The following is a 14624-nucleotide window of genomic DNA, read 5'->3' on the forward strand; positions in this document are numbered from 1 at the left end:
ACGGCGGTACTGTTCGAATGGTCTGTGCAAACCTCGCGGAACTAACAAATATAATTTCTGGAAGGTGAACTCATGGATTACCGCACTTTAGGCAGAACAGGCATTCAGGTGTCGAGCCTTTGTTTTGGAACGATGTCCTTCGGCAGCATTGCGGATGAAGCAACGTCGATAGATATGTTCAAGAGCTGCCGGGAGGCGGGAATCAATTTCTTCGACTGCGCGGATGCTTACGCCGGTGGCCGCTCGGAGGAGATATTGGGCAAATGCATAGCGGGGAGCCGGAACGATCTTGTCCTTACCTCGAAATTCTATTTCCCGACGGGAAAGGATGTGAACGCCGGGGGGATGTCGCGGCGTCATATGATGCTGTCGATCGAAGGAAGCCTCAAGCGGCTGGGGACCGACTGGCTCGATATATACTTCGTGCATCATTTTGATTCGCGTACAGCTATGGAAGAGACGCTGCGCGCTTTGGACGATTTGCAGAGGCAGGGCAAAATCCTCTATCCGGCTGTGAGCAACTGGGCCGCCTGGCAAATAGCCAAGGCGCTTGGCATCTCGGCCCAGAAGGAGCTGGCCTGTTTTGAATGCATCCAGCCGATGTACAATCTGGTGAAGCGTCAGGCCGAGGTGGAAATTCTGCCTCTGGCGCAGTCCGAGCAGCTGGGCGTTATCAGCTACAGCCCGCTGGCCGCGGGACTGCTGACAGGAAAATATAACAGCGGCCAAAAGCCGGTGCAGGGAAGGTTCATCGAGCAGGTCGGCACACAAAAAAGATATGAAGGGCAGGCTTATTTTGATACAGCCGCAGATTTCAACAAGTACGCTGCGGAGCACGGAGAGCATGCCGCAGCTTTGGCTATTGCCTGGGTCATGGCGCATCCCGGCATTACCGCTCCGATCATCGGCGCACGCAATATGGAGCAGTTGAGTCCGCTGCTTGGCGCCGCCGATATCGTCATGACTCCCGAGCGTCGGGCGGAGATCTCCGCTTTGTCCATTGCCCCGCCTCCGGCGACTGACCGGAGCGAGGAATTGCAGGCAGGCGGGAAGTCCTGACAAGAAATCATGACCCGCTTGCGGCCCAGGAGAGCAAGACGGTTGCTGGTCCAGAAAGGGTATACCTCGCTTCGGATATGAAAACATATCCATGTTAGAAGCATCCTAACAGGTGGATTTTGCTAAAATTCAGGAAGAAATCTGCTCAGCCGTCAATGTCGGCGAGGCAGGTTTCTTCCTTTTTTATGCCAAACCGGAGGAGCGGCAGATCCTATTGACAAGATGCAGGAATTCATCTATATTCGTTGTACATACAATGATGGTTAGAGCGAAAGGAGGGCACTGAAACATGGCAGACGATAGTTTCCTTCACGATTGCTTGTTTTTCACGGCTAACCGCCTTAGCCGCGCCATTACCAAACTGGCGGAGGACGAATTCGCGATGACGGGCTTGACACCGATGTACGGGTATCTCATCCGCCTTGTAATTGGCACACCCGGCATCTCTCATAAGGAATTGTCAGAGAAGCTGTCCGTCACATCTTCCACGCTTACCCGCTTCATAGACAAATTAGAGAGCAAGCAGCTGGTAGAACGGAATGTGCAGGGGAAGAATGTATTTCTGTATCCAACGGTAAAAGCCAAAGAGCTCGAGGGTACAATCCGCCAGGCATCGAAAAACATGCATATGCGTTATGAGGCTTTAATCGGTCTGGAGAACTCCAGGCAAATGACCAAAGAAATTGAGGCCATGAGTGTGCAGTTGGAAGAACATTAATTTTTTTATTTATATGATGTATGTACATACACATATGAAGAGGCGAGTATGATTCCAGTTTTTTGTAAATAACAAAATAAACTTAATTAAAGGAGTTTTTTTAAAAATGACGACCATAGGAAAAGTTCTCGCAATCATCACTCATCCCAATCTGGGCCAGTCCAGAATCAACAAACGACTGGCGGAAGAGCTGGAGGCAAGGGGAAATGTCACGGTGCACCGGTTGTATGAGGCATACCCGGATGAGATTATTGATGTTGAACAGGAACAGGAGCTTCTGGAGTCTCATGAGCGAATCGTGCTCCAGTTTCCCTTCTACTGGTACAGCTCGCCTTCCTTGCTGAAGAAATGGATGGATGCTGTGCTGCAGCGAGGATGGGCTTACGGAACAGGCGGGGATAAGCTGCATGGGAAGGAGCTTGTTATTGCCATTTCCTCGGGAGGGGGGAGCGCCTCTTATCAGGCGGGAGGGTTCCACCATTATTCCTATAGTGAGCTGCTGCGGCCTTTCCAGGCAACGGCCAATCTGGTGGGTATGCTCTACAGGACTCCTCACATTGTCAGCGGCATAAGGGGCGTCAGCGATAGCCAGCTGGAACAGTTCGCATTGGAGTATGCTGAATACATTGAGCGTCCGATTGATACAAACGAGAAGTAATCCAGCGGCATTACGATACTGCGGATGAGGGTGAAATTCTTCGCAGCTGGAGGGAAAAAGTTAACAAGGGATAAAAATATGGCTATATCCAGCATATCTTTGCGGGACCGTCAGAGGTAAAGTGGATGATAACGGCGGACATGCTCCGCCGATCATCCAAATACGGGAGGATTAACCATGAAATTGGGCATCATTGCCTCTCCTGAGGCAGCCAGCTTTCATCAGGCGAAGGAAACCGGCCTTGAATTTCTGGAATTCTGCATCAATATCGGGTCTGACCTGGACGCATTCATCGCCAGCGTACCTGTATTAAAAGAGGCAAGCGGGCAGACGGGGGTGCAGGTGGGTTCTGTCGGGAGATGGGGAACCGACAGGATTGCCAAAGAAGGCATTGTGGAAGAAGAGCTTCAGGCATCCTATGCGCTGATCGATGCGGTGGCAGAGCTTGGCTGCCGGAATTTCGTATGCGGCGTCAACTATGTGGAAGAATTGTCCTATTACGAGAACGTGACGCTTGCCATCGACTATTTCCGGAAACTGATTGAATACGGGACGCCAAAAGGCGTCGTCATATCCTCATACAACTGCAAATGGAATAATTTTGTCGATAATGATATGGCATGGACGATCATCCACGGCCATCTGCCTGAGCTCGGCATCAAATTCGATCCGTCGCATTCCCGCTACGCGGGCCGCGATTATCTGGTGGAGGCGGGCAAATGGGGCAGCCGGTTCCGCCATGTTCATATCAAAGGCTCCGTCATCATTGACGGCATGCGCTTTGACGATCCTCCTGCCGGGCTGGACCAGACGGACTGGGGCACGTTCATGGCTGTTCTGTATGCAAGCGGCTATGAGGGCGGTCTTAGCATCGAGCCGCATTCCAAGGTGTGGCACGGCGAGCTTGGCGACAAGGGCGTGAAATTTACGATAGGCTATATGAGATCCATGATGTTCTGAAAAGGAAAGAAACCTGATTAATCAAGGAAACGGGACCTTTTTGGGTCCCGTTTTTGTATAAAGATCACGAAAAGGTCGCATTCCTTGCAAAAAAGCGCCTTTTAGAAGACCTGAGAAATGAACATTCTTCTTTCCTGATGCGTTCTTTTGCATCGTCTCAGTGATGTGCAAATAGATTTTCAGCGTATCATAGCCAACGAGCGGGGACCATTGGGCTTTGGGGTCAATACCCATGAGGTCCAATTTTCATATGCTCATACGATCAGTAGTGTCGGAGCTTAGCTGGCAGACGTTTATCATAGCCAATAAATTATAGGCTGTCTCCCAAAATTGTACGAATTGACAGGGTACATTGGTCCAGACACTTAAATTAGTATTTCCATATACTTGGGAGTAGGGCATATAGCTTAATAAAAGAACCTATGGAGCAGGATTATAAGTGATTTTCAGCAGTTCGGCTCCCCCCATAATAAACTGTGAAATGATTAAACGGCTATTATATTTTTGTTCTGTGAACAAGCCTCGGAGGTCCTCTTATGCCTGAATATAAGAATGGAGATAAGAATAACAAAAAAGTTCGAAGGAAAGTAATCAATTTCGCGCGATCTTATAAAGGTAAACTGATGTATATCTTTGGAGAAAAGGAAATTAATATCGGTTATGGCGATTGCTCAGGCTTTTGCAATTATGTATTCAGTAAGACCACTGGAATCGATATTGGTGACAAAACTTCGCTCCAGATAAAGCAAGGTAAAAAAATTCCGAAAAACGAGGCACGTACCGGCGATATCATTTTTTTTAAAAATACGTACAGAAAAGCTGTATCCCATGTCGGAATTGTTACAAAACCCGGTTATTTTATCGGCCTTCAATCAAGAGGAGGCTGCAGAGAGAGAGGCTACCTTAACGGATTTTGGAAAAATAAATTTATGCATATAAGAAGAATATTAAACTTATCAAAAAGTGAGATGGGGAAGCTGAAAATGGTGAATAATAAAGCTTCATCTACCAAAAACAGCCCTTTAATAGTAAATGTACACGTCGTGACAAGTACCGGCAATCCAATCAAGGATTCAATAATCAAAAGGGATTTAAACCGGGCGAGTAAGATATGGGAATTAAGCAGAATCACCTTCCGTTTAAAATCCATAACCAGACATACAGATGAATCCTATAAATTTAAAAACGGTGAATTTTCAGGTGGCGTTCTCTTGAATAAGCAGCCCAAAAAAGTGCAAAAATTAATAAGGTATAGCCCAAAAGGCAGCACTCGAAATGATGTGGTAGTCATTTATATGAATGCCAAATCATTTAAGGATGTTGAGGCGAAGAGAACAACAACCGGAGCAATTTATTTTTTTGGCAAAAAAGCAGGTCCAAGAGCTGCAACAATCCTGCTTGCTACGAATTCCAGAGAACGGGCGCAGATGCTGGCGCATGAATTAGGTCATGCTTTGTTTGTAAATCCCGTTACGGGCAGATCTATTAATCCTAGCCGAACAATGGACCCCAAAGAAACGTCACATGACTCGGATAAAAAAAATCTGATGTATCCCAAACCTCCGTCAAAACCGCATATCAATCATACCCAACGTGAAAAAGCCAAAAAGAGTACGTTAATAAGAACGAAATAAGGAAAAAATTTCTGATCATGATAACGACAATCCCATCCGTGTCAAAAATGATGCAAAGCATTCTGATATAACTATACCCCGCTGGCAAAATACCATCAAAGTTCTCAGGTCCAACTCTGATCGTGCCCAGCAAGTTGGAAGTAACAAAGGCCGTATACGTCAATTGTGGTATAATCGGCGGATTGAAGTCATCGGCAGAGAACGTAATGACTTGGGAGCGACCACAGCCAGGCTAAAGGTTGATGTGGCCTTGTAACGAAGGTTTATATTCGCTGCATATGAAAAATCCTGCCGATCTCGTAGTTGGGTGGGATTTTTTGCACCGCTTTTTAATGCTGAGCTTACCGTTCAAGGCTTGCCGATGCTGGAAATACAGGAAATAACTGCAAAAGAACCATCCGCAAACTGCGGATGGTTCTTTTGCAGTTGAAAAACAGGCAGGGCAGCTCAAAGGCGTCATGATCCTTCGACAAAGTGGTGGATTATATGGTTTTAGAGAAAAGAAAGCGTTGACAATAAGCTGTAAAATGGTTATCTTAATTCTAAAGCCACGTAAAACAACAATATGAGCGAGGTAAAGCGTCATAATCCGTCAATATTGTTGCCGGATGGCTTGGAAAAAGGGGAGGAAGCTGTAAATGAAGCTGAAAAAATCAATGTTTGTTCTTCTCGCGACCATGCTCGGCGCCAGTATATTCTTGTCGGCGTGCGGCAGCAACACAAGCAATACCGGCACAGGCAACACCAACACCTCTGCGGATTCAACCGGATCTTCGAAGGACAAGGTCACAATCGACTTCTGGACATTTTGGGGATCAGAGACGCGCAAGCCAATCATCGAGAAAATTATTGACGATTTCAACAAATCGCAGGACCGCATCACAGTCAAACATACTTATTATCCGTTTGGCGACATTTGGACCAAAGAGCTGGCAGCCGTGGCCGCGGGGAATCCGCCGGATGTGATCGTGAATGACATCAACGCCACAAGCCAGCGCGCGGATAAAAACCAGAATACGAATTTGAGTGAATATTTGAAGAAAGACGATATTAAAGACCGCTTCTTCCCGCAATTATGGGATACCGTTATTTATAAAGACGAAGCTTACGCACTTCCTTTTACGACAGACACGAGAATGATGTTCTACAACAAGGACCAGTTCAAGGAAGCGGGCCTTGATCCGGAGAAGTTTCCGAATACATGGGCCGAGCTTGAAGAAGCAGCGACGAAGCTCGATAAGAAGGATGGCGACAAATACACCCGGATCGGTTTCTCGCCGCAGTATGGAGGCTTCGATTGGGGCAGTATCGCGATGAATTTTGACAAGGGCATCAACTGGTTTGATCAGGACGGCAAGCCGGTCATCAACGACAAGGCGCATCTGGATGCGATGAATTATGTGCTGGATAACGCCAAGCGGATCGGACAGAAGAACCTGGATAATTTCAAAGCGTCATTCGGCAGCAAACAGGCGAATCCTTTTATCGCCGGTCAGGTATCGATTTGGCCAGAGGCCACAACGTTCTATACGCAGATCCGCGATTACGGCCAGAACATGAACTATGGGGTTGCTCCGATCCCTGAGGTGGAGGAGGGCTCCGGGCATTACAGCGTCGGCGGCGGCTTCGTCGTGGAAATTCCCAAGGGCGCGAAGCACCCGGACGAAGCATGGGAGTTCATGAAGTATCTCACCGATAAATCGGCTCAAACCTACTGGGCGGAAAAGAACTTTGATAGTGTAGCGAACAAGGAAGCGGCTAACGATCCGGAGCTGATGAAGAATCCGGTATATAAAGCGGCTGTCGACAATATGGAAGTCACCAAAATATTTCCGACGCCGGTCAATGCGCCAGACTTCCTGAACCTTATCAATCCGAATCGGGATGCGGCCATTCTGGGCCAGGTGCCTCCGCAGGAAGCGCTGGATAAAGCTCAGAAGGACGTTGAAAATCTGTTGGAACAAAATCAATAGCCATACTCTTGAGGGGAGTGGTTGCCAAACAATCGCTCTCCTCATTCATTGCCTCCCGACTCAGGCAGAAAGGGGAATGACCATGGCCTCAGCCGCCAATAAGAATAGAATGGGCTTGCAGCAGCGCAAGGAAGCAAAACAGGGCTTCATATTTGTATCTCCGTGGATCATCGGTTTTCTGGTGTTCACGGCCGGTCCGCTGATTTTCTCGCTATATGCGAGCTTTACCAATTACGATATCACCTCGCGGCAGGAATGGATCGGAACGCAAAATTACACCAATATGTTCTTCCATGATCCCTTGTTCTGGAAGTCGCTGTACAACACCTTATATTATGTCGTCATCAGTGTGCCGCTTACCACGCTCGGCTCGCTTTTGCTGGCCGTTATGCTGAATCAGAAGATTCCCGGCATGAAGGTATTCCGGACGGTCTTTTATTTGCCTTCCATCCTCTCTGGCGTCGCTTTATATATCCTGTGGCAAATGCTTCTGACCCCGGGGACAGGTCTGATTAACGTCATGATCGGATGGTTCGGCGTGGACGGCCCTGCCTGGCTGGTGGATCCGGTCTGGACGAAGCCGGCGATTATTCTCATGAAGCTGTGGAGCGTCGGCGGCGGGATGCTGCTCTATCTGGCAAGTCTCCAAAATGTGCCCGAGCAGCTGTACGAAGCATCCGAGATCGACGGTGCGGGTACGATCCGGCGCTTCTGGCATATTACAGTTCCCATGATCACGCCCGTGCTTTTATTTGAGCTCATCACCCACCTGATCGGAGCCTTTCAAATTTTCCAGGAAGGTTATGTGATGTCCAATGATATGAACGCTCCGGGATCTCCCGTGAACTCGCTGTTATTCTTCAACCTGCATATGTTCCTGAAAGCATTCAAGGTGTATGACATGGGCTATGCAATGGCAATGGCCTGGTTCCTGTTTGTGGTGGTTATCGTAATGACGATCATCAATATGCTGCTGTCGAAATATTGGGTTCATTACGAAGGGGGGGATAACCGATGAGCGTCAGAACCGCTGCTCCCGATACCCGTTACTTTCAAAGCCGCAGGACAAAGCAAAGAATAGGGAGGACCATTCTGCTGCTCGTACTGATCGGTTTTTCCATCATCATTCTCCTGCCTCTATGGTGGATGATCTCGACCTCGCTTAAATCGCTGACCGAGATTATGTCGTTCCCGCCGACCTGGCTTCCGAAGGTGATTCATTGGGAGAATTACGAGCTCGCCTGGAGCAAAGGCAATTTTGCCCGTTATACGCTCAATACCCTGTTTTTGGCCGCTGTCGGCGTTATATCGCATGTATTGTCCAACACGTTCATCGCCTATGGCTTTGCGAAGATCAAGTTCCCCGGGCGGGGCTGGTTGTTCTCGGTCATGCTGGGAACCATGATGATTCCAAGCTTCGTAACCCTGATTCCGCAATATATCATGTTCTCCAAGTTTCATTGGGTCGGGACCTATCTGCCGCTGACGGTTCCCGGTTTTTTCGGGGCGGCTTATCAGATATTCCTGATCCGCCAATTCTTTATGTCGATTCCGAATGAATTGATCGAGGCTGCCAAGATCGACGGTGCAAACCATTATTATATTTGGTGGAAAATTATGATACCGCTCGCCAAACCGGCGGTTGTCGTTATTGCAATTATGACTTTCCAGGGCGCGTGGAACGATTTCCTCGGACCGCTCATTTACATTAACCAGGAATCGATGTTCAATCTGCAAATCGGTCTGCAATCGTTCAAAGGGCAGGAAACGACGCAGTGGCATTATCTGATGGCGGGCTCGCTCATGGTCATGCTGCCGGTGATCGCGTTATTCTTTTTCTTCCAGCGTTATTTCATCGAAGGGATGAATATATCGTCCGGAACCAAGGGGTAGCAAAGCTTTTTGCAAAAAAGAAATTTCTGCCGGACATCGCATAGCAATCTGGCGGGATACAGGATAGGAGCTGTTGATGTGAAAAAGCTTGCCATTATTCATACGACGCCCGTGACAGTGGAGCCGCTCAAGGAGCTGGCCCGTCAGGTGATCGGTGAAATTGAAATCTTCAATTTCGTGGATGATTCGATTCTGCCGCAGCTTGCCGGCAATGGCGGGGATCTCTCGGCGGTTGAATACCGCTGGATGCATTACGCGCAGTTCGCTGAGCAGGCCGGGGCCGACGTCATTCTGAGTGCCTGCTCGTCTGTAGGTCAGCTGGCCGAGCGGGCTGACTCCCGAATGAGTGTGCCGGTCCTCCGGATCGATGAGGCGATGGGCAGTGAGGCTGTACGGCGCGCAGACCGGATCGGAGTGGCGGCCACGCTGTCGACCACTCTCGGCCCTACGATGCAGCTGATCAGAGAGAAAGCGGCGCAGGCGGGCAAAGAGGTGGAGCTGGTTCCGGGTCTTGCCGATCGGGCATACGGGAAGCTCATGCAGGGAGACCGCGAGGGGCATGACGAAGAGCTGGCGAAGACGCTCATGGATCTCGCTGGCCGGACCGATGTCGTTGTGCTGGCCCAGGCTTCAATGGCGCGGGTTGTGGCGAAGCTGCCGGATGCCGCGCGGAGCAAGTTTCTGTCAAGCCCCCGGTCCGGCATGGAATGCGTGAAGAAGCTGCTGGCCGGAGACGGGAAATGAGCCTGCTCGGCATCGATATAGGCACCACCAACTGCAAGGCGGGCCTGTTCCGCGAGGACGGATCCGTTATTCGGATCGCAGGCAGGCCAACGATTACCGGCCGCGACCGGAATGGCATGCCGTTCTTTGATCCGCAGGAGCTGTGGCAGACGATTGCCGCTTGCATACGCGAGGTCGCCGGAGCTTTTGAAGGAGGACGAAGCGGCAACGGGGGGCGAGGGCTCAATAACGAGCTGCCGATTGCAGCGATCGGCATCGCCAGCATGGCGGAAAGCGGCATACTGGTGGATGCCGGCACGGGTGAGCCGAAAACCATGTTCATCCCCTGGTTCGACCGCCGCTCTGCGAAGGAAGCGGAGGATATCGCCTCAGAGGATGACGCCTTCGCTCGGTTCCAGTCAACCGGTCTGACGTCCAGCTTCAAGTATGGTCTGGCCAAGCTGCTATGGCTGCGCCGGAACCAGTCGGCAGTTCTTCAAAATTCGGTATGGCTGTCAGCCGCGGATTATATCGCGTACCGGCTGACAGGCGTTATGGCGACGGATTATTCGCTTGCCGGGCGCACATTTGCCTTCGATATTCGGAGCAAATGCTGGGATGAGGACTGGATCAGACACTTTGGCATGAGCCCGTCGCTTTTTCCGCAGCCGCTTCCGGCTGGAACCGCGATAGGGCATACAAACGGACCGGGCGCTTCACAAGCGGGACTTCCAGGCGGCATTCCGGTGGCGGTTGCCGGCCATGATCATGCTGCGGCGTCGATCGCTGTCGGCGCTGTGAACGAGGGCGATACCTACGATTCCATCGGGACAGCGGAGACGCTTGTCGGCATGGAGACGGACCGGCCTCTGACGAAGGAGGATTTTGCCTCGGGTCTTTCCTATGGACTTCATATCGTGCCCGGCTTGTCCTTTTGGATGGGCGGCATTTCCGCTTCGGGCGGGTCCATTGAATGGATGAGAGGCATTCTGGGAGAACAAGTTCCCCTTTCTTATGAGGACGTTATCCGTCTGGTGGATAAGGCGCCGGATGGACCGACGAATATTATGTATTTCCCATACTTGTCCGGCTGCGGTGCGCCGATGCCGGACGCGAATGCCCGCGGCGCTTTCATCGGATTAACCGCAGACCACGGTCAGCCTCATCTGCTGAAGGCTGTGCTGGAAGGCGCGGCATTCCAGATGGAAGCGATCCGCAGAGCGGCGGCGCGTGCTTCGGGCACAGCCGGCGGACGTATTGTCGCTGTTGGCGGGGGCACCCGAAACGAGGCATGGATGCGCATTAAAGCGGATATATCCGGGTGCCGCATCGACGTGCCCGATCTGGATGAAGCGACGCTCCTGGGCGCGGCTTTGACAGCCGCCATCGGCGCCGGCATCTACCGGGATGCAGCGGATGCCGTCCGCTGCGCAGTGAACGGCAGGCCGGCACGGGTATATAAGCCGGACAATAGGCACCGCGAGGCGTACTGCCGGATTTTTGAACATGGATATCTAGCCATTCAGCAGCCGCTGAGGGATATATATAGACAATTGACGAAGGAGCTGGAGAAAGATGAAGAGAGAGAAACCAATTAATGTTATTGTGCTGAAACAAGGGATGGAACAGGCAGAGAAGGGGGGCTACGCACTGGGTTCATTCTCGCCCCGGTATACCCCGATGATTGCTGCCGTCCTGCGGGCAGGCCAAAAAACACAGTCGCCGCTTATTGTTCAAATTTCGAGCAAGGAGCTGGTGCGCTACAGCATCACGCCCAAAGAGTTTGCAGATGAATTTTACGCCTGCATGGAATCCGAGCAGATTACCGTTCCCGTTGTGCTTCATCTTGATCATACGAAGGATATGGCAGTCATACATGACGCGATTGCCGCAGGCTTCACATCGGTCATGATCGATGCATCGGAGAAACCGCTGGAGGGCAATATCGCCGACTCCAAGGAAGCGGCAGAGTACGCTCACCGAAACGGAGTTTCCGTCGAGGCGGAGCTTGGGATGATCGGAACGACCGATTTTGTCGAGACGGATCATGACGAGGAACTCTACACGGATCCCCAGGAAGCGCTGCGGTTCGTCAATGAGACCAAGGTTGACGCTCTTGCGGTCTCATGCGGCACTGCGCATGGCGTCTATATGGTGAAGCAGCCGAGTATCGACTACAACCGGCTGCAGGCGATCCGCAAGCTGACCCCGGTTCATCTTGTGCTGCACGGCGGATCGGGAGTGCCGGCAGAAATGATGAATAAGGCGATTACCCTTCCCGGCGGCGGCGTCAGCAAGGTGAATATTGCTACGGATCTGGAGCTTGCGTTCCTGGGCGCGCTGGGGCGCGAAGAGCGCATGACGAATGAGGCGTGCAGAAATCTCTCGCTTGAGGATCTGGAAAAAGGTCGCGCAGCGGTCGAAGCAGCCGTTACGGATAAAATGTTGAATTTCCTTGGCTGCGCCGGAAAAGCGGAATCGTTCGACTGTCAGACAAACCAGCAATAAATGATCCGGCAGTTATGTGCAGGCTCTATCCCTATATTTCCTTCCAGGAGTGTGAATGAACCGTATGAAGCAGAATGAGAAGAAGCTGTATATGATCGGCAACGCCCACTTGGACCCTGTCTGGCTCTGGCCATGGCAGGAAGGGTTCCAGGAAACGAAAGCGACGTTCCGTTCGGCGCTTGACCGGATGAAGGAGTATGACGATTTCGTCTTCACATCCAGCTCCGCACAAAATTACGAATGGGTGGAAGAGAACGATCCGGCCATGTTCCGGGAGATTCAAGGCCGTGTCGCCGAAGGGCGCTGGGTTATTGTCGGCGGCTGGTGGGTTCAGCCGGATTGCAATATTCCCGGCGGTGAATCATTCGTCCGGCAGGGCTTGTACGGCCAGCGGTATTTCAAGGAGAAGTTCGGCGTTACCGCCAAAGTCGGATACAATGTGGACAGCTTCGGCCATTTCGGCATGATGCCGCAAATCCTCAAGAAGAGCGGCATGGATTATTATGTGATGATGCGCCCTATGCCCAATGAGAAAGGGCTGCCCGGCCGGTTGTTCAAATGGGAAGCGGATGACGGTTCGTCTGTGCTGGCCTTCCGCATCCTGTTCGAATACTGCTCCTGGGGGAAGGATCTGGAGAACCACATCCGGCGCTGCGAGAGCGAGCTCAAGGCCCCGTTCGACCAGCTGATGAGCTTCTATGGAGTCGGCAACCACGGCGGCGGCCCGACAAGGGAAAACATCGACAGCATCAAGCGGCTGCAGAAGGAGGACGACGGTCTGGAGCTTGTATTCAGCTCGCCTAATGATTTCTTCGAAGATATGGAGAAGCAGAATCTGCCCTTTCCTGTCGTCCACGACGACCTGCAGCATCATGCAAGCGGCTGCTATGCGGCCCATTCCGGGGTGAAGCACTGGAACCGGAGAGCGGAGAATCTGATGGTGACAGCGGAGAAGCTGTCCTCGATCGCCGCCTGGACGACAGGGCAGCCTTATCCGAAGAATTTTGACCGCGCCTGGAAAAACATCCTGTTCAACCAGTTCCACGACATTCTGGCAGGGACGAGCATCGAATCGGCTTACGACGATGCGCGCAACGAATACGGCGAATCTCTTGCTATTGCTGCACGAGGCTTGAATTATGCCGTTCAATCGTTGTCCTGGAATATCAATATCGAGGAAGAGGAGAACATGAAGCCGGTCGTCGTCTTTAATCCTCATGCCTGGGAGAGCCGCGTTCATGTTGAAGTTGAAGTCGGCAGCTTCAAGGACGAGCATGTGCTCGTGGATGACGAGGGACGTCCGGTTGCGTTTCAGAAGGTTCAACCGGCAGCCACCAGCAACGGGCGCTTCCGTCTGAGCTTTATCGCGCAGCTTCCGGCGCTTGGTTACCGGGTCTATAAATTTACAACGAATCCGTCAGCACCGAGGGCAGCGGCAGCATCGATCAAGGCGAATGATTATTCGATGGAGAATGACCGTTTCCGGCTCGAATTCGACCCGGCAACCGGGTACATCGTCTCGCTCCGCGACAAGCGCAGCGGGGTTGAAGTGTTCCGGGGAGCAGCGGCCAGGCCCGTCGTCATCGAGGACAAGACGGATACATGGAGTCATAACGTGTTCCATTTCAACAAGGCAATCGGTGCGTTTGGCGCCGCCCGCGTTCAGCTCGTAGAGCATGGTCCGGTCAAATCCGTGATCCGCGTCACGAGCAGGTACGGCAGCTCCCATCTGGTGCAGGACTTCACGATGTACAGGGAGCTTGACCAGATTGACGTGAAGGCGACGATTGATTGGCGCGAGCAGTTCAAGATGCTCAAGCTTGTATTTCCGGTCAACCTCATCTTTACCCGCCAGACGTATGAGCAGCCGTACAGCTTTATCGAGCGGGAGCACAATGGCGAGGAGGAGCCGGGTCAAACGTGGATTGACTACTCGGGCATTGCGAGAGAGAACAACAAGCTGTACGGCGTCAGCCTGATGAATGATTCCAAATACAGCTACAGCATTCATAACAAAGAGATGGCGATTACGATGCTGCGCAGCCCGATATATGCCCATCACGATCCGCTTGTTCCATCGGAGACGGGACATTACTCGTTTATCGACCAGGGCATTCAGACCGTGCATTATTCGATTCTGCCGCATGAAGGCAATTGGGAAACGGCAGGAACCGTCAAGCGCGCCGCGGAGCTGAATCAGCGTCCGGTCACGGTGATCGAAACGTATCATCAAGGCGATTTGCCGCAAAAGGATTCGTTCCTGTCGGTTGACAAGGATAATGTGCTGGTCAGCGTTGTGAAGAAGTCCGAGGATAACGACGATCTCATTGTCCGCGCGTATGAAACGACCAGAACGGGTACAAGGGCTGTCATTTCGCTGCCGAAATGGAATCGGACCATTGAAGCGGTTTTCGGTCCATGCGAAATCAAGACCTTCCGTATTCCGAAGGATGCGGGCCAGCCGGTCACGGAGACCAATCTGATCGAATGGTAAGAGT

Annotated in this window: 12 protein-coding genes; all 12 read left to right on the top strand. The window is 51.6% G+C overall.

Annotation, left to right across the window (positions count from 1 at the left end; translation table 11 throughout):
* Positions 1 to 72 precede the first annotated feature (72 nt).
* Positions 73 to 1059 (top strand): aldo/keto reductase, encoded by a 987-nt coding sequence (locus AC0YNV_RS04105; RefSeq protein WP_475766046.1) that lies wholly within the window; start codon positions 73 to 75, stop codon positions 1057 to 1059.
* A 289-nt stretch (positions 1060 to 1348) separates the two neighbouring features.
* Positions 1349 to 1777, top strand: a complete 429-nt coding sequence (locus tag AC0YNV_RS04110) for a MarR family winged helix-turn-helix transcriptional regulator (RefSeq protein ID WP_475766048.1) — start codon at positions 1349 to 1351, stop codon at positions 1775 to 1777.
* Positions 1778 to 1883: 106 nt separating this feature from the next.
* Positions 1884 to 2435, top strand: a complete 552-nt coding sequence (locus AC0YNV_RS04115; protein ID WP_475766051.1) for an NAD(P)H-dependent oxidoreductase — start codon at positions 1884 to 1886, stop codon at positions 2433 to 2435.
* Between the two features lie 177 nt (positions 2436 to 2612).
* Positions 2613 to 3395, top strand: coding sequence for a sugar phosphate isomerase/epimerase family protein (locus AC0YNV_RS04120; RefSeq protein WP_475766053.1), 783 nt, complete (start codon positions 2613 to 2615; stop codon positions 3393 to 3395).
* 536 nt (positions 3396 to 3931) lie between these two features.
* The gene (locus AC0YNV_RS04125; protein ID WP_475766055.1) at positions 3932 to 5029 is read left to right on the top strand and encodes an NlpC/P60 family protein; all 1098 of its coding nucleotides are present in this window, start codon (positions 3932 to 3934) and stop codon (positions 5027 to 5029) included.
* Positions 5030 to 5667: 638 nt separating this feature from the next.
* Entirely contained in the window at positions 5668 to 7002 is a 1335-nt protein-coding gene (locus AC0YNV_RS04130; RefSeq protein WP_475766058.1) for an ABC transporter substrate-binding protein, read from the top strand.
* Positions 7003 to 7078: 76 nt separating this feature from the next.
* Positions 7079 to 8020, top strand: a complete 942-nt coding sequence (locus AC0YNV_RS04135; protein ID WP_475766060.1) for a carbohydrate ABC transporter permease — start codon at positions 7079 to 7081, stop codon at positions 8018 to 8020.
* Positions 8017 to 8895, top strand: a complete 879-nt coding sequence (locus AC0YNV_RS04140) for a carbohydrate ABC transporter permease (protein ID WP_210043953.1) — start codon at positions 8017 to 8019, stop codon at positions 8893 to 8895. The genes AC0YNV_RS04135 and AC0YNV_RS04140 overlap by 4 nt, the downstream gene beginning before the upstream one ends.
* A gap of 78 nt (positions 8896 to 8973) precedes the next feature.
* Positions 8974 to 9639 carry an aspartate/glutamate racemase family protein gene (locus AC0YNV_RS04145; RefSeq protein ID WP_475766062.1) on the top strand — a complete coding sequence of 222 codons (666 nt, stop codon included), beginning with the start codon at positions 8974 to 8976 and terminating at the stop codon, positions 9637 to 9639.
* On the top strand, positions 9636 to 11216 hold the full coding sequence (locus tag AC0YNV_RS04150) for an FGGY-family carbohydrate kinase (RefSeq protein WP_475766064.1): 1581 nt from the start codon (positions 9636 to 9638) through the stop codon (positions 11214 to 11216). The genes AC0YNV_RS04145 and AC0YNV_RS04150 overlap by 4 nt, the downstream gene beginning before the upstream one ends.
* A complete protein-coding gene (locus tag AC0YNV_RS04155; protein ID WP_475766067.1) occupies positions 11194 to 12126 on the top strand; it encodes a class II fructose-bisphosphate aldolase in 933 nt (310 codons plus the stop codon). The genes AC0YNV_RS04150 and AC0YNV_RS04155 overlap by 23 nt, the downstream gene beginning before the upstream one ends.
* A gap of 55 nt (positions 12127 to 12181) precedes the next feature.
* Complete coding sequence (locus tag AC0YNV_RS04160) at positions 12182 to 14620, top strand: alpha-mannosidase (RefSeq protein WP_475766070.1); 2439 nt, start codon at positions 12182 to 12184, stop codon at positions 14618 to 14620.
* The last annotated feature ends 4 nt before the right edge of the window (positions 14621 to 14624 follow it).

Source organism: Paenibacillus sp. JT31N11 (assembly GCF_056269285.1).